Source organism: Acidovorax sp. LjRoot117, assembly GCF_964252695.1.
Classification (GTDB): Bacteria; Pseudomonadota; Gammaproteobacteria; order Burkholderiales; family Burkholderiaceae_C; genus Acidovorax.
This window is the reverse complement of the sequence record NZ_CAXUPO020000011.1, coordinates 131,516-153,324: the sequence shown is the minus strand read 5'-3', so window position 1 is coordinate 153,324 and position 21,809 is coordinate 131,516. Positions and strand designations below refer to the sequence as shown.

The following is a 21,809-nucleotide window of genomic DNA, read 5'->3' as shown; positions in this document are numbered from 1 at the left end:
ATCTCGCTGGGGTGGGATGGATGCCTGAGCTTCGCGCCGTCTGCGCCGTCCGGCAAGCGACAATGGCGCTCCATACATAAATGCGGCTTATGTATCTTCGCCACCTTGAGTACCTGCGTTCCATCATCGAACACGGCAGCTTTGCACGGGCCGCGCTGGCCTGCGGCGTGTCGCAACCGGCCATCAGCCAGGGCATGAAGTCGCTGCAGGCGCACTTTGCCGCGCCGCTGCTCGTGCGGCAGGGGCGCCGCTACCTGCCCACCGACCTGGCCCGAGCGGTGTCGGCGGAGGCGGCGTCCGTCGGAGAGCGCATCGACGCGCTGCCTCGGCTGGGCACAGGCACGGCGGAACGCCACCAACTGCGCGTGGGGCTCACCTCGTCTGCAGCCCTGGTGTGCGGGCCGGTGCTGTACCGGGGCTGGTGCGTGCCGCAAGGCAGGCGTTCGCTGGCCATGGCGACGGCAGATGAGGGCAGCTTGCTGGCCGGATTGCTGCAGGGGCGGTTCGACGCGGTCATTGCGCCCCGGCCGCGCAAGTTCGACCATGCGGACGTGTCCGCCCGGCGGCTGTACGACCTGCAGCCGCTGGTCTACGCGCGCCGCCGCCATCCATTGGTCCAAGCCCGGTCGCTCGCGCAGCTCCAGGGCGCGGCCTGGGCCTGCGTGGGGCAGAGCGTCAGCGGGCCGGTGGATGTGCTGACCGAGGCACACCGCGTGCGGCGCATGCCCGCGCCACGCATGGCAGTGCGCTGCCCTGATTTCGCCAGCCTGCTGAACCTGGTGGCAACGTCGGACCTGCTGGCCGTGGTGCCGCACCCCGCATTGCTGGGCGCCGCCGCGCCGCAGGTGGCAGCGCTTCGGCTGGCCGAAGCCTTGCCGCTGTATGCCATGTGGCTGTTCGAGTTGCGCCACCATGCGCCGCGCATCGGCCCGCAGCTGTGGGCCGACCTTGTGGCGGCTGGCGAACCGGTGGTGTGATACAGGCGTTGCAAGTGGCCGAAATGTTTGAAACAGACGTTGCAACGCTCCATAATGGCTTTTCCCTTTTTTCAGGCCCCGCCGCACCATGCAACACCCGCACTCCGCTCCGTCCTTCGTCCGTCCGTTGATCGCATCGATCGCACTGGCCTTGTGCGCCAGCGCAGCCCAGGCCGCGCCTGTGGCGGATGTGCATGCCCTGGCCCAGAAGGAGCAGCAGCCGCTGCTGGACACGCTGCGCGACCTGGTTCACATCGAATCGGGCAGCAAGGACATCGAGGGCCTGAACCAGATCGCCGAGCGCATCGCCAGCCAGCTCAAGCAACTGGGCGGCACGGTGGACGTGCTGCAGACCAGCGACATCTACCGCCTGGACGACACGCCCGAGAAGGTGGGGCCCGCCGTGCAGGCCGTGTTCAAGGGCACGGGCACCCGAAAAATCATGCTCATCGCCCACATGGACACGGTGTACCTCAAGGGCATGCTCAAGGCCCAGCCGTTTCGCATCGAGGGCGACAAGGCCTACGGCCTGGGCATCTCGGACGACAAGCAGGGCGTGGCGCTGATCATCCACACCGTGGCCCTGCTGCAAAAGCTCAACTTCAAGGACTACGGCACCCTCACGGTGCTGATCAATGGCGACGAGGAAATCAGCTCGCCCGGCTGGCGCAGCACCATCACCCGCGTGGCGGCCGAGCACGACGCGGTGTTTTCTTTTGAAGGCGGCGGCACCGATGGCTCGCTGCGCCTGGCGACCAGCGGCATCGGCGCGGCCTACCTCACGGTGCAGGGCAAGGCATCGCACGCGGGCGCCAAGCCCGAAGACGGCGTGAACGCGCTGTACGAGCTGTCGCACCAGTTGCTGCAGATGAAGGACCTGTCGAAGAACGACGAAGGCCTCAAGCTCAACTGGACGGTGTCCAAGTCCGGCACCAACCGCAACGTGATCCCGGCCGAGGCCACCGCCCAGGCCGATGCACGTGCCCTGAAGGTGTCCGACTTCGACGGCCTGGAAAAGACGCTGCAGGAGAAGGTTAAGGCCAAGCTGCTGCCGGCCTCCAAGGTGGACGTGAAGTTCGAGGTGCGCCGCCCGCCGCTCGAAGCGAGCGAGGCATCGCGCCGAGTGGCCGGCTACGGCAAGGTCATCTACCAGGAGCTGGGCCTGCCGCTCAACGTGGTTGAAAAGGCCACGGGCGGCGGTACCGATGCCGCCTTTGCGGCGCTGAAGACCAAGGGCGCGGTGGTGGAGGGCATGGGCCTGTCGGGCTACGGCGCGCACTCCAATGACGCCGAGTACGTGCAGGTCAACACCATCGTGCCGCGCCTGTACCTGGCCACCCGCATGATCATGGACATCTCCCGCGGTGCCGTGAAGTAACCCGCGGCCGCTCTGCCGGCCTGTCGGCCTGCCGCTGAAAACCCCGCAGTCGTCGCGACTTGCGGGGTTTTATTTTTTGTTGGGTGCACCAAAAACGCTTTGTAGGCCATCGAAGAAGCGCGGGGACGGGCGCGCCCCCCGGCAGCCCTCTGCAGGCGTGGGTTTCAGCTGCACATGACACCCGTTTGACCGTCCAGCAGCCGTCACGCAAGTGTCATGGGCCGTTTCTACAGTGCGACGCAGCCGGCCCGCGTGGGCCTGCACCGGCGCTGTTTGCAGCGACCGCCTTTGCCCGTCCAACCCGTGTCCTCCGCCATGTTGCAGCTTCCCACCTACCGCCCCCTTGTCATTGCCCTTGCCGCCGCCCTGGCCCTGTCCGCCTGTGGAGGGGGAGGCGACGCAGAACCGGCCGCCCCGCAAGCACCCGTCGGCCTGGGCCGTGCCGATACGGCCCCCGTGCCCAACGAGGCCAGCACCCCGCCGTTCGTCGACTTCGCATTCACCAACCAGCGCGGCGACGCGCGCTACGCCACGCTGGCCACCAACGCCGGGGTGCGCGTGCTGGGCGGGTTCCTCGACATCTGGAAGCCGAGCACCCAGCTGGTGGACGCCGGCGTGACTGCCCCGGCCAACGGCACCTTCCCCGCCATTGCCCCATCGAGCTGGAGCGGCATCCCGGGCGACGCCACGGACGGCACGGTGCTGAACCGGGACGTGCATGCCCGCAACATCCAGTACGTGGTGGATGCCACCACGCGCCGCACCGCCGCGCAGGAACAACAGGCCTACCTGGATGACCGCCGTGGCAAGGGCTACAGCGTGACCGATGGCCTGGGCCCGCTCACCAGCGCGTGGCGCACCGCCGCGCAGCAGACCACCTCCATCACCAACGTTCCGACCGACGCGACCAGCGTCGTGTACAACGACAGCGGCAACAACGTGGGCGTGGGCGGCAGTGCCAACACCAGCTTCGGCACGGTGGTGGACTTTCTGGGGGGCATCGGCGACAACGGCTCCACCGAACCTGCCAAGCGGTTCTACAAATACGCACGCCCCTGGCGCTGGAGCGCCAGCGTGATGGTGCTGCCGACCCTGGTGCCCGCCAAGAGCACCACCCCCGCCACCGATGGCGGCTTCACCAGCGGCCACACGGCCGAGGGTGTGCGCGACGCCATCGCCATGGCGTACGTGGTGCCCGAACGCTTCCAGGAAATGCTCGCCCGTGGGCTGGAGCTGGGCGAAAGCCGCATCCTGGCCGGCATGCATTCGCCCCTGGACGTGATCAGCGGCCGCATCCACGGCCAGGCCGTGGCTGCCGCCAGCATCGCCACCGGCGTGAACGCCCCGCGCAAGGCCGCCGCGCTGGCGCAGGCCCGCGGCACGCTGATGGCCGCCGTCGGCGCGAAAACGCCCGCCGAGTTCCAGCAGTTCGCACATTCGCAGCCCGTGGGCACTGACCGCTTTGCCGACCGCGCCACGAACAAGGCCGAGTACCTGCGCCGCATGACCTTCGGCTTCGCACCGATCGGCGACACCACGCGCGCTGCCGTGGTGCCCAAGGGCGCAGAAGTGCTGCTCGAAACCCGCTTTCCGTACCTGGATGCCAGCCAGCGCCGCGTGGTGCTCAAGACAACGGCCATCGCCTCGGGCTACCCGGTGATGGACGACGCCGAAGGCTGGGGGCGCCTGAACCTGTTTGCGGCAGGCGACGGCTACGGCAACTTCAACGGCGATGTGGCGGTGGCGATGGACGCCGCGCAAGGCGGCTTCCACGCCCTGGACACCTGGCGCAACGACATTGCCGGCGCCGGCAAGCTGACCAAGCGCGGCAGCGGCACGCTGGCGCTGTCAGGGGCCAACACCTACACCGGTGGCACCGAGGTCGCGGCTGGCGCCGTGCAGGCGGACTCTGCCAATGCAGCAGGCAAGGGCGACGTGTACCTGAGCGGCGGCACCTTCATCAGCAACGCAGCCTCCGCGGTGGTCATTGGCGGTGCGTACACCCAAGGCGGCAGCAGCACGCTGGATCTGCGACTGGGCGCCAACGGCGCGGGCCAGTTGAACGCCAGCGGCCCCGCGACGCTTGCAGGTTCGCTGCTGGTCAGCTTCCGGGCGGGCTACGTCCCCGCAGTGGGCTCCACCATCACCATCGTGCGGGGCACCATGGTGCGTGGCACGTTCGGCTCGGTCACGGTCAAGGGCTTCAAGGTGACGCCGGTGTACCTGAATGATTCGGTGCAGCTGCACATAGACGCCATATCCTGAGTTTGTCGCTATCACCATCTCGCGCGCAGCCCGATCGGCGGGATGGTTGTAGTTTGAAATTGAATTGGCTGCAGGGCACACGCACAGTGGGACGAATCCGTTGGTAGGTGGGTGGTGACCTGCTATGGACCCGCCGTGCAGCGCAGCGCATTGCGATGCGGGACCTATGGTTAATGTAGCTGTCGTCGGGCTTGAAAAGAGTATTTAATGGTATGAGTAGGTTGATCTTGAATATTAAATATTGATGTACTGCTTATAAGATTTGGACGGTTTTTATCCGGGATGCTTGAGCCCTGAATTTTCCTACACCACTTCATTTGGAGGCGGATCATGGTCAAAAATCGCAATTTTACCCAAATTATATTTTCCGCATGTATCGCGGCGATGTCTTGTGGAGCCGCGCACGCGCAAAGTGGATTGGACGAAGCCGACGAATTTTTTGAAGACGGTGGAGCATCGGTCTATTTTCATAGCCTGCCCCATAACCAAATTGTGAACTTCCCGGAGAGCGTGGATGAATTTGAAGCCACTTTCAAGCCCAGGCTTTTTGTGGATGGAGGCTGTGTACCGTACCCTGCCGTGGATGCCTACGGCAATGTAGGCCGGGGTTTGCGTCCTACCTATCCCGTCAATGGAGGGTGTTCACAAAGCATTGGCCAGGTATATGTTCGGGCGGAGCCTTACCACAATGAATGTGCTGTCATGTATGCATGGTATTTCCCCAAGGATATCGTTGTTCTCGGTCAGGGACATACCCATGATTGGGAGGCCGTCGTCGTTTGGCTGAGCCAATGTTCTTCGCAAGCCCAAATCAATGCAGTTTCTTACTCGGCACATGGCGGGTATCAAACGCTTTTCCGTCCACCTCTTTACGGGTCGAGGCCACTGGTGAAATACACAGAGACAGATTTCCCTTTCAACCACAGCTTGACCTATACGGACCATCTGGGCGGCTCTCAACCCGCCATTGCGTGGTCTCGACTGACGCCAGCTGCTCGCCAAGCCCTCTCCGATGCTGATTTCGGGGCGGCGATTGTTCCGTTCAAAGATAGTACCTTTCAGCACAGTCTTGACAAGGCGTGGGAAAGTCGATTTCAACCGCTCGATGTCAATTAGTCGTGATAATAAATTCATATTTATGAATATTTAATATCAACCAAATTTTGATTTGGGTGCGACCATTTGCGTTGGCTGGCAGGCCGCTGTGGCGTGGCTTCGGCGATTGCTGCCAGTTATTTTCAATTATGCGGTCGTTTGGCGCTGCGGCGAGTTTGAACTCGGCGACGATGCCGTTGAATGTCCTATGCAATATCTTTGATGTGGCAATCCCTACTGAGGCCGAGTGGTCCCAGGCACGGGCACGCTCACCGCGCCCTGTGTGTAAAACGCGTCAAGATTCTCCAGCACCAGGTCGGCCATGGCTCGGCGGGTTTCGTGCGTGGCGCTGGCGGTGTGGGGCGTGAGCACCACGTTGTCGAGCACCATCAATGCCTCGGGCACGCGGGGTTCGTCCTCGAAGACGTCCAGGCCGGCGCCGGCGATGCGGCGGTGTGTCAGCGCATCGATCAATGCCGCTTCATCCACCACGCTGCCGCGGGCCACATTGATGAGGAAGCCTTGCGGGCCCAGCGCTTGCAGCACAGTGCTGTCCACCAAGTGGCGCGTGGCCGGTCCACCGGCGACGGTGAGCACCAGGTAGTCGGCCCAGCGCGCCAGCTCGACCAGCGACTCGAAGTACTGCTGCGCGATGCCGGGGTCGCGGCGGCGGTTGTGGTAGGCCACTTCCATGCGGAACCCACTGGCGCGCTCGGCCACGGCCTGGCCGATGCGGCCCATGCCGACGATGCCCAGGCGCTTGCCCGAGACGCGGCTGCCCAGGGCGAAGCGGCTCTGCGTCCATGCGCCGCGCCGCACGAAGCGGTCGCTGGCGGCGATGCCGCGCGACACATCCAGCATCAGCGCGAAGGCCATGTCGGCCACGCAGTCGTTGAGCACGCCGGGCGTGTAGCCCACCTGCACGCCGCGCGCCTTGGCGGCGTCGATGTCCAGCGCGTCGAAGCCCACGCCGAAGCTGCTGATGACCTGCAGGTGGGGCAGGGCGGCAATCACCTCGCCCTGAAGTCCGATGGACGCGGTGGTGACCACGCCCGAAAACTCCGCCCCATGCATCGCCAAGTAGCCGGCCGGGTCGGCCTGGTCCGCCAGGCAGGTGACGTGGTAGCGGGCGGCCAGTTCTGTCTCCAGCGCAGGAAGGGGCAGGCGGCCGATTTGCAGGATGCGGGGCAGGGCGGTGGTGGTCATGGGTGCGGGAAAGAATGGTGGGCGCAAACGGCCCTTAAAGAAAAAAGGGCCGCATCGGCGGCCCTTGGTCGGGTCTGCGCTTCAAGCCGCGACGCGCACGGCCTGGCGGGCCAGCAGCTTCCAGGTGCCGCCTTGATCCTGCCACACGCCCAGAATCTTGATCTGCACCTTGCCGGGCTTGCCTGAGTCGTTGGTGTCGGCCGTCAACGTGTGGCGCACGATGGCGGTGTTGCCCACGACCTTGATGGTCTGCTCGGTGATGGCGATGGTCACGAAGTCCGACTTGCCGGCCACGAGGTCACCGATAAAGCTGTCCTTGGTGTCCACGCGGCCGCCAGAGTGACCGTAGCTCAGGTCATCAGCCACCAACTGGGCCAGGGCCGCAGGCGTCGGGTCGATCATGGCCACGCGCAGGCGCTCGGCCGCAGCGGCCACGGCCTGCTCGGCCGATGCCGACGACGTGGCGGGTGCGTGGTTGGCGCAGCCCGCGAGGGCCGCGACAGCCACGATGGTGGCCGTGGCGAGAATGAGCTTTCTGAACATCTTGTCTGTCTCCGTTGTTATGTGTGATGGATGAAGAGTGCAAAGGCGTGCCGCTGCAGAACCCCGCGTCCGTGCACGGCCGGACGCGGGGGATTTCCTGTTTCTGGGGGGGCGTGGGTATTACTGCGGGCCGAGCTTGTCGATGAGCGCCTTGAGCTCTTCCATCTCGCTGGGCTTCAAGTCCGTCAGCGGCGCGCGCACCGGCCCGCCGTCGTGGCCCACGATCTTGGCGCCCGCCTTGATGATGGAGACGCCATAGCCTTCCACCCGGTTGCGGATGGCCAGGTAGGGCATGAAGAACTCCTTGAGCAGCTTGTGCTGCGTGGCGGTGTCGTCCGCCGCCACGGCCTTGTAGAACTCCATCGCCGTCTTGGGGATGAAGTTGAACACTGCCGACGAATACACCGGCGTGCCCAGCGCCTTGTAGGCAGCCGCATAGACCTCGGCCGTGGGCAGCCCGCCCAGGTAGGAGAAGCGGTCGCCCATCTTCATGAAGATCGAAGACATGGTCTCGATGTTGCCCACGCCGTCCTTGAAGCCGATCAGGTTGGGGCAGCGGTCGGCCAGGATGGCCAGGGAGTTGGCCGTGAGCTTGGTGCGGTCGCGGTTGTAGACGATGACGCCGAACTTCACGCTGTTGCACACCTGGGCCACATGCTCGATCAGGCCTTCCTGGCCGGCTTCGGTCAGGTAGTGGGGCAAGAGCAGGATACCGTGGGCGCCCAGGCGCTCGGCTTCCTGGGCATGGGCGATGGCGGTGCGGGTGGGACCGCCGGCGCCGGCAATGATCGGCACCTTGCCGCGGCAGGTGTCCACCGCGGTCTTGACCACCTGGCCGTACTCGGGGCCCGACAGCGAGAAGTACTCGCCCGTGCCGCCGGCGGCGAACAGGGCGCTGGCGCCGTAGGGAGCCAGCCACTCCAGGCGCTCGATGTAGGTCTTGGGGCGGAATTCACCCTGCTCGTCGAAGTCGGTGATGGGGAACGACAGCAGGCCGGAGCCCATGATGGATTTGAGTTCTTGCGGGTTCATGGTCATTGCAACGAGGGGAGAAAGGTGGATGAAACAGGTGTGTCAGGGGCTCAGTCGAGCTTGATGTTGGCGGCCTTGACCACGCTGGCCCAGCGCGCGCGCTCCTTGGCGAAGAACTGGTCTTGCTCGGTGGGGGTCATCGTGACGACTTCAGCACCCTGGCCGGCCAGGCGCGAGCGGATTTCCGGAGCGCGGATGGCGGTGATCAGTGCCTTGTTGAGCTTTTGCACCACGGCCTCGGGCGTGCCGCGCGGCACCAGGATGCCTTGCCATGTGCCCGACTCGTAGCCCGCCACGCCCTGCTCGGCGATGGTGGGCACGTCGCCGATCAGCGGCATGCGCGTGGCCTTGGAGACGCCCAGCACCTTGAGCTTGCCGTTCTGCACCTGGGGCAGGGTGGCCAGCATCCCGTTCATCAGCACCTGGGTCTGGCCGGCGACGGTGTCCTGGATGGCGGTCACGCCGCCCTTGTAGGGGATGTACTGCCAGCGCGCGCCGCTGGCGCGCTCCAGCGCCACACCGGCCAGGTGGGGGGCGCTGCCGGTGGCCGTGACGGCAAAGTTCAGGTCGTTCTTCTTGGAGTAGGCGACCAGCTCCTTGAGGTTGCTCACCGGCACGGAGGGGTGCACTACCAGCAGGTGGGGCGAGTAGGCCAGCATGGTCACGCCACGCAGGTCCTTGGAGGGGTCGAACGACAGCTTGGTGTAAACCGAGGGGCTGATGGCCAGCGCGCCCACGTCGCACAGCAGCACGGTGTAGCCGTCCGGTTCTGCCTTGGCGACGAAGTCGGCACCCAGGTTGCCATTGGCGCCGGGCTTGTTCTCCACGATCACGCTTTGCTTGAGCGCTTCGGACAGCGACTGGCTGATGGAGCGCGCAATGATGTCCGAGCTGCCGCCTGGAGGGTAGGGCACCACGATGCGCAGTGTCTTGGCAGGCCATTCAGCGGTCTGGGCCGTGGCGGATGCTGCGGACAGGGCGGCAGTGCAGGCAAGAAGGATGGCGCGACGCTTCAAAGTCATGGAATGTCTCCGTTCGTTAGGTTGTTGTTAGTCATCGTACAACTAAGACCGGCAAAGCGCAATGATCAATCCCTCAAACCACGGGTTTACCCGTAAAAAATCAGGGTAATCACTGATATTTCAGGGACGAATTTCCCTGCGCTGTCGAGGGAAAAGGCGCTGGATTGATCACTGAAAACCTCGGGTAATCCCTTTGTCATGCCCCGCATGTGTGGGGCCACAATGGCGCCCATGTTGTATGACGACATATAACAAACCGACGCCGCATGGCAACGAACCGCGGCCGAACAACGCCTGGTCACGCCGGGACGCAAGCAACAACCAAAGGGGATAGGAATGATCGCAGCACTTCGTACCCACCGCCGTCCGGGACGGCTGGCGCAGCTGGCCTTTGCCGTGGGCGCCGCACTGGCCACCCCCGGTGCCTGGGCCGCCACCTGGGTCTATGTGTCCAATGCCGACAGCCAGGACGTGTCGGTCTATGAGCTGGACCGCAGCGCCGCGGCGCTCAAGCCCGTGGACACCACGGCGGTCGGCGGTATGGCCATGCCCATGGCTGTGAGCCCGGACAAGAAGGTGTTGTATGTGGCGCTGCGCTCGCAGCCTTTTCGCGTGGTGAGCCTGGCGATCGATCCCGCCAGCGGCAAGCTGCGCAAGCTGGGCGAAGCCCCGCTGGCCGACAGCATGGCCAATATCGACACCGATGCCACGGGGCGCTGGCTGTTTGCGGCGTCTTACCCCGGTCACAAGATCACGGTCAACAGCATTGGCAAGGACGGGGCGGTGGGGGCGGTGCAGCAGCTCATCCCGACGGCACCGAACGCCCATGCCATTCACGCCGACGCGACCAACCGCTTTGTGTTTGCCACCAGCCTGGGCGGCGACAACCTGTCGGCCTGGCGCTTCGATGCCGAAACCGGCAAGCTTTCTGCGAACGAGCCCGCCCTCACCACGGTGGCGCCTGAGAAATCGGGCCCGCGCCACTTTGTGTGGGACAAGGGCCAGCGCTTCATGTACGTGCTGAACGAACTGGACGCCGCCGTGCACGTGATGGCCTACGACGCTGCGCGCGGTGGCCTGCGCTCGGTGCAGCGCGCCAGTGCGCTGCCCGCCGGCTTTACCGGCAAGCCCTGGGCGGCCGACCTGCACCTGTCGCCCGATGGCCGCACGCTGTATGCGTCCGAGCGCACCTCCAGCACGCTCAGCAGCTTCCGGGTCGATGCGGCCACGGGCCAGTTGCAGCCGCTGGGCCAGCTGCCCACCGAAAAATCCCCGCGCGGCTTTGCGGTGGACTCGTCCGGCCGCTTCCTCATCGCCGCAGGGCAGGAGTCGCACCAGGTATCGCTGCACCCCATCGACCCCGCCACCGGTATCCCCGGTGCGCCCACGCGCGTGCCCGCGGGCAAGAACCCCAACTGGGTCGAGATCGTCGACCTGCCCTGAGCCCCGGCGTCCGACAACGCACTGGCACCGAAGCGAACCCCATGACAACCCGAGGAGACACCGCCGCATGAGCCCGCAGCCACCGACCGACCAGGCCTCCAACCCCACAGCCTCAACGGCCCCCACCGCAGCGCCGGCCTCGCGCCGTGCCTTCATGGCCGGCGCCATCGCCGCCACCGCCGCAGGCACCGGCGGCCTGGCGCAGGCCCAGTCCTTCGACTTCAAGCCCCACCAGCGCTACCCCGATCCGGCCGTGCAGGTGCTGGACCCGTCGTTTGCCAAGTACCGCCTGTTCAGCAGCAGCGTGGAGCAGATCGCCACCGGCTTTCGCTGGGTGGAGGGCCCTGTGTGGGTGGGCGACGGCCGCTACCTGCTGTTCTCGGACATCCCCAACAACCGCATCGTCCGCTGGGACGAGGCCACAGGCCAGACAGGCGTGTTCCGCCACCCGGCCAATTTCTCGAACGGCCTGGCGCGCGACCGGCAGGGCCGCCTGCTGGTGTGCGAGCACCTCACGCGCCGCGTGACCCGCACCGAATACGACGGCAGCATCACCGTGCTGTCCGACGGCTTCAACGGCAAGCGCCTGAACTCGCCCAACGACATCGTCTGCAAGAGCGACGGCTCGATCTGGTTCACCGACCCGCCGTTCGGCATCGGCGGCCATTGGGAGGGCGACAAGGCCGCGGCCGAGCTGCCGCATTCCGTCTACCGCATCGACCCGAGCAGCGGCAAGACCGAGCTGGTGCTGAATGACCTGGCCGGCCCCAACGGCCTGTGCTTCTCGCCCGACGAAAAACGCCTGTACATCGTCGAAGGCCGCGCGCAACCGAACCGCCTGGTCTGGGCGTTTGATGTGGGCACCGGCGCACGCCTTGCCAACAAGCGCGTGCACATCGACGCCGGTGGCCCGGGCGCGCTCGACGGCATCAAGTGCGACGAGGACGGCAACCTGTGGTGCGGCTGGGGCAGCAATGGCTCGCCCAGCGCCAGTGCGGCCGACCTTGACGGCGTGATGGTGTTCAACCCCGCGGGCAAGCCCATCGGCCACATCCGCCTGCCCGAGCGCTGCGCCAACCTGGTGTTCGGCGGGCCCAAGAAGAACCGCCTGTTCATGGCCAGCAGCCATTCCGTCTACGCGCTGTACGTGGAGACGCGGGGCGCCGTCTAGGCGCCGTCTAGGCGCCATCGCGCGCCTGCCTGGCCCCGGGCCTAGCCCCTCATTCCACCCGTTTCATCCCATCATCCACAAACCAGGAGACTTTCCATGCAACGCAGAACCCTCATCCACACGGCCGCTCTGGCCGCCGCTGTGGGCCTCGCCGCCTTGCCGGCTGCGGCCCAGGGCACCTGGCCCACCGGCAAGACCATCAGCTACGTCGTGCCGTTTGCCGCAGGCGGCACCACCGACACGTTGGGCCGCCTGATCGGCCAGCAACTGGGCACGGCCCTCGGGACCACCGTCGTGGTCGAGAACAAGGGCGGCGCGGCCGGCAGCATCGGCTCGGAAGCCGCGGCACGTGCCGCACCCGACGGCTACACGCTCCTGGGCGGCACCGTGAGCTCGCACGCCATCAACGTGAGCCTGTACCCCAAGCTGGGCTACGACCCCATCAAGTCGTTCAGCCCGGTCACGCTGATCGGCACCAACCCGGTGGTGCTGGTGGTGTCGGCCAACAGCCCGCACAAGACGCTCAAGGACGTGCTGGCCGCGGCCAAGGGCAAGGAAGGCGGCCTGTCGTCCGCGTCTGCAGGCACCGGCAGCTCCCAGCATCTGGCCGTGGAACTGCTGGCCTACAAGTCGGGCGTGAAGTTCACGCACATCCCGTACAAGGGCAGCGGCCCGGCCATCCAGGACGTGATCAGCGGCCAGGTCGACATGATGTTCGACACCACCGTGGTCGCCGCCCCGCACATCCAGAGCGGCAAGCTGCGCGCCATCGCGGTGACCTCGCCCAAGCGCCTGGCGTCGATGCCCGACGTGCCCACGGTGGCAGAGTCGGGCGTGAACGGCCTGGCGGACTTTCAGGTGCAGTCGTGGCAGGCGATCTTCGCGCCGGCCAACACCCCAGCGCCCATCGTCACGCGCCTGCATGACGAGATCCGCAAGATCCTGGCCCAGCCCGACATGCAGACCCGCCTGAAGGGCTTCGGCATGGAGCCTGCCGACATGACCACCGCCCAGATCGCCACGTTCCAGAAGGCCGAGGTAGACAAGTGGGCCCAGGTGATCAAGGCCGCCAACATCAAGGTGGACTGAGCCACCAGCACTTTTCAGCGATCTCCCTGTAAGTAGGTTGCGGAATGGTCTTCGGGCCATTCCGCTTTTTTTATGGCGCGTCGGCAGGGTGGGCCGCGCCGGAGCGCCGGGCCAGCACGTAGTCGGGGTGCTGCCCCGTGAGCAGCAGGAACATCGCGTACGCGGGCCCCTGCATGTTGCGCTCGTCGGTATTGCTCTCGAGCGCCTGCCAGGTGCGCGACTGCACGCCGCCCCGGCTGCCGGTCTGCAGCGGGTAACCCATCAGTTCCGCGGCCTGCGCCTGGCTGAGCCCGGCGGCGGTGCGGCTGGCCTTGAGCTGGTCGCCGGTGGGGATGGGCATGGCCAGGGGGATGGCAGGGCGTGAAGACTCGGGCATGGTTTTGCTATGAAAATGAGAGCTTTTTACGCTGCAGGAGGGCGCGTCAGAGGCCATTCTTAGTCAAAATCGCATGCCGACATATAAGTGTGGCGCAGGCGCGTCATTGGAGAAGATGAGGAACGGCCGCGATGCCTGTCGACGTGGGCAGCTTCTAGAATTTATTCTTACTTGACGAGCGTCAACACCGACAACAAGCCGCGCACCCAGCGGCATCCGAGGAGGGATTCGTGAGTTACACCATCCAGATCTGGGAAAAGCCCGCGGATTGGCCTTGGCCCACCACCAAGGCCGAAGCGGACGCGCAGTACGAGCGTGCGGAGGCTGCTCCCCAGGTGCTCATGAACCCCAAGTTCGCAGCCTGGGCCCAAGCCGTCGAGCAGCGGTTTCCGGGGTTCTGGGACGTCTACCTCGGTGGCCCGGAGTTGACCGATCCCACCTGGGGTGTGGGTATCAACACCCGCTCTTCGGATTGGGGCCAGCCGTTTGACGATGGCTGGGAGCAGGCAGTCCGGTTGGGTTTGAACCTGTATGACCCGCAAAGCGGTGTGCATTACCTGGCCAACGGCGATGCGCCAGAAGAGCCGGACCTGCCGGTGCGGCGCGCGGCGCGCGCTCGCGAGGCTGGCGACGATGCCGGAGCCTGGGCGGAGTACCGCCGCTGGGCTGCGCGGGGCAACCCGCATGCCGTCTACGCGCTGGGCCGGGCCTTGCGCTTTGGCACCATGGGACAGCGCAGGCACTTTGACCTGGCAGCCGCGCTGCAGCTCATGGGCGCACACGATGCGGAAACTCGTCAGGATGCCCAGACGTTTTTCCAGCGGTTTCCCGACGAAGCCAAGGCGCGCATACAGGTGTTGATGGCGCGCCTGAAGTCGGCGCCAGGCGAGCAACTGCTGCAAATCATCGACAACGATCGCAAAGCGGTGGACGACGCCGTGGCCCGCAGCGAGCAATTGGCCCTGTACTCGCGCAAACACATCGAAGCCACTGATGCCCTGCAGCCTGCTGCGGCCCAGGGCCACGAGGTCGCAGCCTTCCTGCATGCGCTGGAGACCGTGATCGGCTGGGAGCAGCCCAACTACGAAAACGCCCGCTACTGGTGCCAGCGCGCGGCCGAATGGGACCACGAGCCCGCCAAGCGCCTGCTGGCCGTGATGCATGAGCGGGGCTGGGGCGGCACGGTGGACACGCAGCAAGCCATGAAGTGGAGCGCCGCCGCGCAAGAGCAGCGGCAACGGGCGCAGACAACGCAGCAGGCACTGAAAGAGGCCGAATCGCCCGGCGGCCTGAGCCTCGTGCCCATGGCGCCCGCCTCACCTGCGCCGGGCGCAGCAGCACCTGTGGCCTGGACCGGCAACGTGCTGCGCGACCTGCCAGGCTGGTATGCGCGCGAAGGCAACCCCCATGCCGCCTTTCACCTGGGGACGAGTGACGAGCACGGCCGCTATGGCGCACCTGTCAACCTGGCCCAGGCCCGCGCCTGGTACGCCCGTGCGGCAGAGGCGGGCCATGCAGATGCCACCTACAACCTGGGGAACTTCATCGAGAGCGGCAAGGGCGGCGCCAAGGACGTGCTGATGTCCAAGGCGCTGTTCATGCTGGCCAACACGCGCGGCACCACCATGCAGGTAGCCGACCTGCGAATCCGGCGTGAGGAGCAGAGCCCCGTGCGCGCCCTGGTGGCCGCGCTGCGCGAGCCGGGACGCCTGTGCGCAGTGCTGAATGAGCGTAGCCTTTTGGCCCCAGCGGCAGTTGTTGCACCTGTGGCGCCTCCTCCGTCAGCCGGCAAGCCCCTGGCGGCCACTGCGTCAGCAGGCCTGTCTGCCACGGAGTGGGGCCGCACGGGCGAGGCCGCGCCACAGCCCGCCGGGAGTCCGCGCAATACACCCTCTGCACCTGCTACCTATACCGCCAAGCCGCGCCCTCCAGCCACGTTGGACGACGGCGACAGCGAAGGCCTGCCGGGGAGCGCAGGCCGCCGCGGGCGACACAGCCCGGCCGCCACTTCGGGTTTTTCGTTGCACCTGGGCCATGTGGCGCTGGCCATCGGTGTGGCCAATGTGGTGTTGCTCATTGCGTTCGTGAAGCCTGGCGCGAGTTTTCGGATGGCGATGGCGGCGCTGGGGTTGGTCGCAGCCTTCGGTGCCTGGCGCACCGCGCGCGATTTCGACTGGTCGGTGCCTGCGCGCGCTGTGGCGGCGGTGTTGGCGGCCGTGCCCATCTTGGGCACGGCCGTGTGCCTGAGTTTGCTCTTCAAGGCGGTGCGAGAGCGCGGGTGATCCGGCACCGTGACCGCGGCGCCCCCCTTCAGGTGCCTGCGAAAGCCGACCGGGCAGACAGGCATTGCCGTCAAACGGCCGACACCTCGTGCGGCAGCATCTGCGCAACGTAAGATTCCGGCGTGATATTGGTGTAGTTCGAGATGTCCGCCGTCAGCTCCGCCGCGGTCTGACGTGCGGCCGTCTGCGCCTGCTTCAGGTCGCTGAAGAATGCGTTGGTCAGCGCCACCACCTGACCGGGGCGGGGCTCGCCAGGGTAGAGCATGCGGTCGCTCTCCAGCCTCACCAAGCCCAGCGGCTGAAGGGCCGCGCGGGCAATGCGCATATGCTCGCTGTGATAGTAGTCGTGGTCGAAGCTGGCGCCCTCGCGCCAGCGGTACAGGGCAGTGATCTTGATCATGCAGCGTGTGTCCCGTCAAAGGCCGCCGCCATGCCCGCCTGCGGCTTGCGCGGTAAGGGCGCGCGGCCCGTGTCTGCAGCCGCCTGCGCGACAGTGCACGGCGACGGGGCCGATGATGGGCGTCATGGGAGTGCATTGCTCGGTGCCGCCAAACCTCCTTGGTGCGTGCACGCAGCCTCCTTCGAGGGAAAAGCGCGGCGTTGGAGAGGCGCTACAACAGCACCCGACCCTCGGCAGGAAAGGCGCCTGACTTCAGTTCCTCGCGCGTCAAAGGGCGGCCCTGCCACACGGTGGCGTGCGCGGCGCCCGCCGCGACGGCCAGCTCGCGCAAGGCACGAATCTCCACCTGGGTGTAGCCGCCTTCGGGGTCTCCGAGGGGGTGGATCACCATGCGCGGCGATGGCGCCACCAGGCGCTTCCAGCCAGCGGGAGCGGCCTGGATGACGAAGTGCTTGAGCACCGCTTCCGCCAGCACGAAGTCGGATACCAACGACCGCGGATGTCCGAACGGGTTGGCCCACGACCCGCCCGACTGCGCCGCAGCCTGCCTGGCTGCGCGGCCTACTGCCAGGACGCTCGGCGTCGCGCCCGCAGACAACGCCACCTCCGGCAGGTTGCGGACCAGTACGTTGGACTTCACATTGAGCACGCTGACCTCGGCCGGCGAGAGCTGCACGTAGTACACGGGAAGCAGGGATTGGAGCATGGCGTCTTGGCAAGGGGAAGCCGCGAGCCTAGCACTGCGCCGCCATGTGACGCCACGCGCCGAGGCCTGGCGCCACGCTGCTGCACGAGGGCCGTGAAGCCTGAATGGCCCGGTCACCGCGCCAACCAGCGCGCGGCAACCTCAACAGCCCCCACCGCGAGCGCACCCTTGGATCGCACTTTTCCGCGCCACAGGTGCGACCCCCAGGTGGGGGAGGCGCTCAGCGCCTTGAGGGGCCTACTCCTCCTCGCCCAGGAACCCGCCGCTCTGGTGGCCCCACAGCCGCGCGTACACGCCGCCTTGCGCCAGCAGTTGCGCGTGGGTGCCTTCCTCCACGATGCGGCCGGCATCCAGCACGATGAGCCGGTCCATGGCCGCGATGGTGGACAGGCGGTGTGCAATGGCGATCACGGTCTTGCCTTGCATCAGGCCGTCCAGGCTTTGCTGGATGGCGGCTTCGACCTCGGAGTCGAGCGCGCTGGTGGCTTCGTCCAGCAGCAGTATGGGCGCGTCCTTGAGCATCACGCGCGCAATGGCCACGCGCTGGCGCTGCCCGCCCGACAGTTTCACGCCGCGCTCGCCCACCTGGGCGTCGTAGCCGGAGCGCCCGTGCAGGTCGCTCAGGTTCTCGATGAACTCGGCGGCCTCGGCGCGTTGCGCTGCGGCATGCATGTCTTCTTCCGTCGCATCAGGACGGCCGTACAGGATGTTGTCGCGCATCGAGCGGTGTAGCAGGGACGTGTCCTGTGTGACCATGCCGATGTTGCGGCGCAGGCTGTCCTGCGTCACATGGGCGATGTCCTGGCCGTCGATCAGCACCCGGCCGGCGCGCACGTCATGAAAGCGCAGCAGCAGGTTCACCAGCGTGGACTTGCCCGCGCCGGACCGGCCGATGAGGCCGATCTTCTCGCCGGGCCGGATCGTGAGTTGCAGCTGGTCGATGACGGGGCGGCCGTTGCCGTAGGCAAAGCTCACATTGTCGAAGTGCACCTGGCCTTGGGTCACCTGCAGGGGCTGCGCGTCGGGCGCATCCACGACGGTGCGCGGCTTGGTCAGCGTGTTGATGCCGTCCTGGATGGTGCCGACGCTCTCGAACAGCGTGGTCATCTCCCACATCACCCAGTGGGCATGGCCGGAGACGCGCAGCGTCATGGCGATGACGGCGGCCACCGCGCCTGCGCCCACCTGGCCCTGCGTCCACAGCCACAATGCCGTGCCGCAGGCGCCCAGGATCATGGCCACCACCAGGGCCTGGTTCACGATCTCGAACCGGCTCACCAGGCGCATCTGCGCGTAGCCCGTGAGCTTGAAGGCATCCATGGCCGCACGTGCAAACTCCGACTCGCGCCGCGTGTGCGAGAAGAGCTTGACGGTGGCGATGTTGGTGTAGGCATCGGTGATGCGCCCGGTCATCACCGATCGCGCATCGGCCTGCGCCTTGCCGACCTTGCCCAGGCGGGGCACGAAGTACCAGCAGGCCAGGCCGTAGGCCACGATCCACACCGCGAAGGGCACGATCAGGCGCGCATCGAAACCTGCCAGCAGGATGAGGATGGTGGCCAGGTAGATGCCCATGCCGATCACCACATCGGTCGTGGTGAAGATCATGTCGCGCACCGCCAGCGCGGTCTGCATGATCTTGGTGGTGATGCGGCCTGCGAACTCATCGGCATAGAAGGCCATGCTCTGGCCCAGCATCAAGCGGTGGAAGTTCCAGCGCAGGCGCAGCGGGAAGTTGATGGCCAGCGCCTGGTGCTTGAGGCTGGTCTGCAGCGACACCAGCACCAGCGTGCCCATCAGCAGTGCGACGATGCCCAGGATGGCACCCTTGCGCTCGTCCCACAGCGCGGCCGGCGCCACGGTGGACAGCCAGTCGACCACGTGCCCGAGCACGGCGAACAGCAGCGCCTCGAACACGGCGATCGCCGCAGAGAGGGCCGCCATCGCCACGACGTAGCCGCGCACGCCGCGCGTGCCGTCCCACACGAAGGCCATGAAGTCCTTCGGGGGCAAATGGGGTTCAGCGGGAGGGTAGGGGGAAATTCGGCTTTCGAAATACTTGAACACGTAGCAGGGCTCCTTGGCACCCGTCGCGTGTCTTTTTGGCGATATCAGTCCGAACGTCGGGTCTGTGCGCTACGGGGCTGTGCGGCTTTGCGGCACCGTGTGCTGCATACCTGCGCGCCAGCGTGCATGCCACCGGGGCCGGTGCCCGCGCGGCTTCAAAAAGACAGGGATCAGGTTTGTGAATCCCCGATGGTAGAGGACCCGCAAGGCCGGGGTATGTCAGCAGAGAGCTTGTCCGCCACTTGTGTGGGTGAACCTTGGGGCCGCCTGGCAGCGCCCGCGTTTTTGTGCGCGCAGCCCCATGCCGCCCGCAGCGGAAATGATCCCTGGTGCTGCGCTACAGCAGCACGGTGACCACCACGATCACCACGCCCAGCGCCAGGTTCACCCCCACCCACTGGCGGATGCTGGCCATGGCCTGGCCGCCCGCGGGCCAGTCGGACGCTGCCACCGCGCGTTGCAGGCGCTTGAACAGCGCGAAGCGGATGTGGCCGAAGATGGCCATCATCACGATGCCCAGCGTGGCCATGATCGTCCAGTCGAGCGGCATCGCAAAGGCGCCGCCGGACTGCACCGTCTGCTTGGCCACCCGGCCGATCATCCAGAGCCCGCTGGCGAGCACCACCACGACCGCCACCGTCACGGCCGCCAGAAAGCGCTGCAGCACGTCGTGCATCAAGCGCAGTCGTTGCGGCGGCTCCAGCGATTGGGCAGCGGGGCGCAGGAAGAAATGGGCGAAGACCATGCCGCCGATCCACACGATGATGGACAGGATGTGAGCGAGCTTGAGGGCGTTGTAGAGCATGGTCGTGCGTGGTTGTGGGAGCTTGTGGGGATGCGCCGGCCCGGAGCCGGGGAGGGTGTGCGGACTTTCAGCCCGCTGCCGATTGTGCCGTGGTAGTGCCTTGCAGCCACCCTAGGCAGCGCAGGGCCATATGGATTCGGATGTCGACACCGGGAGGCGGCGGGCAACGTGGCGTGGCGGGGCCGGTAGTGCCAAGGGCTGGACCCCGTTTGCAGGCAGCGTCAATGGGCGCGCCACTGCGGGCGAGCCGGTGATTCACGCGGGTCACGGCGCGGCCATATGGTGCTGTACCGCGACGCACACCTGGTTGCCCCCGTTTTTCTTGGCCAGGTACATGGCCTCGTCCGCATGGGTCAGCAGCAGGTGGGCGTCCGTGCCGTGCTCGGGGTAGACGGCTATGCCGATGCTCGGCTGCATGGCCACGCTGTGGCCGCCCAGGTCGAAGGCGTCACCAAACGCCGCCAGAATCTTGCCTGCCACGGCACTGGCGTGGTCGCTCGCGTGGCCGGACTCCAGCAGCACCACGAACTCATCGCCGCCCAGGCGTGCCACGGTGTCGGAGCCGCGCACGCAGCCTTGCAGGCGCTGCGCCACCCGCTGCAGCAACAGGTCCCCCATCGCATGGCCCAGGGTGTCGTTGACGTCCTTGAAGCGGTCCAGGTCGATGAACAGCAGCGACAGCAGGCGGTCGTCCCGCCGCGCGCGGGCCAGTGCCGTGCCCAGGCGGTCCAGAAACAGCTGCCGGTTGGGCAACTGGGTGAGCTGGTCGTACTGCGCCATGCGTTCGAGACGCTCGTGCATCTGCTTGCGCTCGATGGCTGCCGCCACCTGGGTCGACACGAACTGCAGCAGCTCCTTGTCCTTGTGGGTGTACCGCCCTTGGTCGCTGTAGCTTTGCAGCACGAGCGCGCCTAGCACGCCGTTCTGGGTGGACAGCGGCACGGCCAGCCAGTAGAGCGGGGCGCCCGGCGCGGGTTGCGGCGTGGGGAGGACGCGGTGGGTATCGGGGGTGATGAGCAGGGTGGTGCCGGTGTGGATGACCTCGCGGCACAGCCGGATCTGCTCTTCGGACACGGGCGCCGGCGCCGCAGATGCGGGTGCGTCGCCGGGATGCACGTGGTATGGAAAGCTCAGCGTATCGCTGCCCGCGTCGTACAGCGCCACCGAAAAGTGCGCTGCATGCAGCAGCACGCCCACGATCTCGTGGATGCGCTGGAACAGCGACTCCAGCGTGCGCGCGGCATGCGCGGCTTCGGAGATTTCATAGATCGCCGATTGCATGGACTCGGTGAACTTGCGCTCCGTGATGTCGTGCGCCACCGCCAGGCGCACCTGCCGGTCGGGCAACCAGCGGGCCGTCCAGCGGATGTGGGCCACGCTGCCGTCCTTGCGCACGTAGCGGTTTTCGAACTGCAGCTGCAATTGGCCGTCCATCACACGCTGCGCCTGCTGGCTGGTGGTGGGCAGGTCCTCGGGGTGCACCAGGTCGAGCATGCGCAGCCCGACCGCTTCCTGCGGGGTGTAGCCGAAGATGCGCTCGAACGCCGGGCTCACGAAAACGATGGTGCTGTCCGGCTGGACGATGCAGACCGCGTCCAGCAACAGATCGACGACATTCACGGAGGAGATGCTTTGCATGCGCTGGGCGTTACTGGGTGTGCGAAGGGAGAACGCCCATTGTGCAGTGCTGCGCGGCGATTGCTGTCCCCTGTGTGCGCACAGCCCCCATGCGCTACTGGCTGGATACCTGTTGAACAACACAAAGTGGTGCCGGGTTGCGTACGCCAGGACGGCTGCGTGCCATTCACTGCTGACGTTGTCCACGCCCTCGCGTGGGATGGCGCTGCCCTCCGCGCCGGCAGCAGTTCAACCGAGTTCCATCAGTGCTGGCACGGCTTGCTGACGGAACGCTGCAATCACCCCTGCCATGTGCCTGCATTTGGTAGAAGCTG

At 66.4% G+C, this 21,809-nt stretch carries 18 protein-coding genes; 8 read left to right on the top strand and 10 right to left on the bottom strand.

The genetic code is table 11. The features are described 5' to 3' along the window. The first annotated feature begins 89 nt into the window (after positions 1 to 89). The 4 genes from ACSQ3D_RS22515 (at position 90) to ACSQ3D_RS22500 (ending at position 5,736) form a co-directional block, all read left to right on the top strand. Positions 90 to 977 carry a LysR family transcriptional regulator gene (locus ACSQ3D_RS22515; RefSeq protein WP_436128391.1) on the top strand — a complete coding sequence of 296 codons (888 nt, stop codon included), beginning with the start codon at positions 90 to 92 and terminating at the stop codon, positions 975 to 977. 88 nt (positions 978 to 1,065) lie between these two features. Next, positions 1,066 to 2,355: a M20/M25/M40 family metallo-hydrolase gene (locus ACSQ3D_RS22510; protein ID WP_056414860.1), complete on the top strand. Its 1,290-nt coding sequence runs from the start codon at positions 1,066 to 1,068 to the stop codon at positions 2,353 to 2,355. Positions 2,356 to 2,670: 315 nt separating this feature from the next. Beyond that, a complete protein-coding gene (locus tag ACSQ3D_RS22505; RefSeq protein ID WP_436128390.1) occupies positions 2,671 to 4,620 on the top strand; it encodes a phosphatase PAP2 family protein in 1,950 nt (649 codons plus the stop codon). 330 nt (positions 4,621 to 4,950) lie between these two features. Continuing rightward, a complete protein-coding gene (locus tag ACSQ3D_RS22500; RefSeq protein WP_436128389.1) occupies positions 4,951 to 5,736 on the top strand; it encodes an NPP1 family protein in 786 nt (261 codons plus the stop codon). 213 nt (positions 5,737 to 5,949) lie between these two features. On the opposite strand, the gene ACSQ3D_RS22495 is transcribed toward ACSQ3D_RS22500, so the two are convergent. The 4 genes from ACSQ3D_RS22495 to ACSQ3D_RS22480 form a co-directional block, all read right to left on the bottom strand. Then, positions 5,950 to 6,921, bottom strand: a complete 972-nt coding sequence (locus ACSQ3D_RS22495; RefSeq protein WP_436128388.1) for a 2-hydroxyacid dehydrogenase — start codon at positions 6,919 to 6,921, stop codon at positions 5,950 to 5,952. A gap of 81 nt (positions 6,922 to 7,002) precedes the next feature. Next, positions 7,003 to 7,464 carry a nuclear transport factor 2 family protein gene (locus ACSQ3D_RS22490; RefSeq protein WP_396504699.1) on the bottom strand — a complete coding sequence of 154 codons (462 nt, stop codon included), beginning with the start codon at positions 7,462 to 7,464 and terminating at the stop codon, positions 7,003 to 7,005. Between the two features lie 120 nt (positions 7,465 to 7,584). Beyond that, positions 7,585 to 8,496 (bottom strand): 5-dehydro-4-deoxyglucarate dehydratase, encoded by a 912-nt coding sequence (gene kdgD, locus ACSQ3D_RS22485; RefSeq protein ID WP_396504457.1) that lies wholly within the window; start codon positions 8,494 to 8,496, stop codon positions 7,585 to 7,587. A 50-nt stretch (positions 8,497 to 8,546) separates the two neighbouring features. Continuing rightward, a complete protein-coding gene (locus ACSQ3D_RS22480) occupies positions 8,547 to 9,518 on the bottom strand; it encodes a Bug family tripartite tricarboxylate transporter substrate binding protein (protein ID WP_436128387.1) in 972 nt (323 codons plus the stop codon). A gap of 336 nt (positions 9,519 to 9,854) precedes the next feature. On the opposite strand from ACSQ3D_RS22480, the gene ACSQ3D_RS22475 reads away from it, so the two are divergent. From ACSQ3D_RS22475 to ACSQ3D_RS22465, 3 genes are all read left to right on the top strand, one after another. Continuing rightward, a complete protein-coding gene (locus ACSQ3D_RS22475; RefSeq protein ID WP_436128386.1) occupies positions 9,855 to 10,961 on the top strand; it encodes a lactonase family protein in 1,107 nt (368 codons plus the stop codon). A gap of 154 nt (positions 10,962 to 11,115) precedes the next feature. Beyond that, positions 11,116 to 12,132: an SMP-30/gluconolactonase/LRE family protein gene (locus tag ACSQ3D_RS22470; RefSeq protein WP_436128410.1), complete on the top strand. Its 1,017-nt coding sequence runs from the start codon at positions 11,116 to 11,118 to the stop codon at positions 12,130 to 12,132. 96 nt (positions 12,133 to 12,228) lie between these two features. Further along, positions 12,229 to 13,221: a Bug family tripartite tricarboxylate transporter substrate binding protein gene (locus ACSQ3D_RS22465; protein WP_396504697.1), complete on the top strand. Its 993-nt coding sequence runs from the start codon at positions 12,229 to 12,231 to the stop codon at positions 13,219 to 13,221. A gap of 70 nt (positions 13,222 to 13,291) precedes the next feature. On the opposite strand, the gene ACSQ3D_RS22460 is transcribed toward ACSQ3D_RS22465, so the two are convergent. Next, entirely contained in the window at positions 13,292 to 13,597 is a 306-nt protein-coding gene (locus ACSQ3D_RS22460) for an XRE family transcriptional regulator (protein ID WP_436128385.1), read from the bottom strand. Between the two features lie 230 nt (positions 13,598 to 13,827). Here ACSQ3D_RS22460 and ACSQ3D_RS22455 point away from each other — a divergent pair, with 230 nt between their 5' ends. Continuing rightward, positions 13,828 to 15,879, top strand: coding sequence for a tetratricopeptide repeat protein (locus tag ACSQ3D_RS22455; protein WP_436128384.1), 2,052 nt, complete (start codon positions 13,828 to 13,830; stop codon positions 15,877 to 15,879). A gap of 70 nt (positions 15,880 to 15,949) precedes the next feature. Here the strand turns inward: ACSQ3D_RS22455 and ACSQ3D_RS22450 are convergent, their stop codons facing one another. From ACSQ3D_RS22450 to ACSQ3D_RS22430, 5 genes are all read right to left on the bottom strand, one after another. Then, positions 15,950 to 16,279 (bottom strand): EthD family reductase, encoded by a 330-nt coding sequence (locus tag ACSQ3D_RS22450; RefSeq protein ID WP_436128383.1) that lies wholly within the window; start codon positions 16,277 to 16,279, stop codon positions 15,950 to 15,952. Positions 16,280 to 16,490: 211 nt separating this feature from the next. Further along, positions 16,491 to 16,985 carry a rod shape-determining protein gene (locus tag ACSQ3D_RS22445; protein ID WP_436128382.1) on the bottom strand — a complete coding sequence of 165 codons (495 nt, stop codon included), beginning with the start codon at positions 16,983 to 16,985 and terminating at the stop codon, positions 16,491 to 16,493. A gap of 237 nt (positions 16,986 to 17,222) precedes the next feature. Further along, positions 17,223 to 19,052: an ABC transporter ATP-binding protein gene (locus tag ACSQ3D_RS22440; RefSeq protein ID WP_056417129.1), complete on the bottom strand. Its 1,830-nt coding sequence runs from the start codon at positions 19,050 to 19,052 to the stop codon at positions 17,223 to 17,225. Between the two features lie 337 nt (positions 19,053 to 19,389). Continuing rightward, positions 19,390 to 19,857: a CopD family protein gene (locus tag ACSQ3D_RS22435; protein WP_396504692.1), complete on the bottom strand. Its 468-nt coding sequence runs from the start codon at positions 19,855 to 19,857 to the stop codon at positions 19,390 to 19,392. A gap of 264 nt (positions 19,858 to 20,121) precedes the next feature. Then, positions 20,122 to 21,495: a diguanylate cyclase domain-containing protein gene (locus ACSQ3D_RS22430; protein ID WP_436128381.1), complete on the bottom strand. Its 1,374-nt coding sequence runs from the start codon at positions 21,493 to 21,495 to the stop codon at positions 20,122 to 20,124. Positions 21,496 to 21,809 lie beyond the last annotated feature (314 nt).

What these genes read in the sequence shown, in the direction of transcription:
- ACSQ3D_RS22515 (WP_436128391.1), top strand. Translation starts at nt 90, where the DNA reads ATGTATCTTCGCCACCTTGAGTACCTGCGTTCCATCATCGAACACGGC.
- ACSQ3D_RS22510 (WP_056414860.1), top strand. Translation starts at nt 1,066, where the DNA reads ATGCAACACCCGCACTCCGCTCCGTCCTTCGTCCGTCCGTTGATCGCA.
- ACSQ3D_RS22505 (WP_436128390.1), top strand. Translation starts at nt 2,671, where the DNA reads ATGTTGCAGCTTCCCACCTACCGCCCCCTTGTCATTGCCCTTGCCGCC.
- ACSQ3D_RS22500 (WP_436128389.1), top strand. Translation starts at nt 4,951, where the DNA reads ATGGTCAAAAATCGCAATTTTACCCAAATTATATTTTCCGCATGTATC.
- ACSQ3D_RS22495 (WP_436128388.1), bottom strand. Translation starts at nt 6,921, where the DNA reads ATGACCACCACCGCCCTGCCCCGCATCCTGCAAATCGGCCGCCTGCCC.
- ACSQ3D_RS22490 (WP_396504699.1), bottom strand. Translation starts at nt 7,464, where the DNA reads ATGTTCAGAAAGCTCATTCTCGCCACGGCCACCATCGTGGCTGTCGCG.
- kdgD (WP_396504457.1), bottom strand. Translation starts at nt 8,496, where the DNA reads ATGAACCCGCAAGAACTCAAATCCATCATGGGCTCCGGCCTGCTGTCG.
- ACSQ3D_RS22480 (WP_436128387.1), bottom strand. Translation starts at nt 9,518, where the DNA reads ATGACTTTGAAGCGTCGCGCCATCCTTCTTGCCTGCACTGCCGCCCTG.
- ACSQ3D_RS22475 (WP_436128386.1), top strand. Translation starts at nt 9,855, where the DNA reads ATGATCGCAGCACTTCGTACCCACCGCCGTCCGGGACGGCTGGCGCAG.
- ACSQ3D_RS22470 (WP_436128410.1), top strand. Translation starts at nt 11,116, where the DNA reads ATGGCCGGCGCCATCGCCGCCACCGCCGCAGGCACCGGCGGCCTGGCG.
- ACSQ3D_RS22465 (WP_396504697.1), top strand. Translation starts at nt 12,229, where the DNA reads ATGCAACGCAGAACCCTCATCCACACGGCCGCTCTGGCCGCCGCTGTG.
- ACSQ3D_RS22460 (WP_436128385.1), bottom strand. Translation starts at nt 13,597, where the DNA reads ATGCCCGAGTCTTCACGCCCTGCCATCCCCCTGGCCATGCCCATCCCC.
- ACSQ3D_RS22450 (WP_436128383.1), bottom strand. Translation starts at nt 16,279, where the DNA reads ATGATCAAGATCACTGCCCTGTACCGCTGGCGCGAGGGCGCCAGCTTC.
- ACSQ3D_RS22445 (WP_436128382.1), bottom strand. Translation starts at nt 16,985, where the DNA reads ATGCTCCAATCCCTGCTTCCCGTGTACTACGTGCAGCTCTCGCCGGCC.
- ACSQ3D_RS22435 (WP_396504692.1), bottom strand. Translation starts at nt 19,857, where the DNA reads ATGCTCTACAACGCCCTCAAGCTCGCTCACATCCTGTCCATCATCGTG.
- ACSQ3D_RS22430 (WP_436128381.1), bottom strand. Translation starts at nt 21,495, where the DNA reads ATGCAAAGCATCTCCTCCGTGAATGTCGTCGATCTGTTGCTGGACGCG.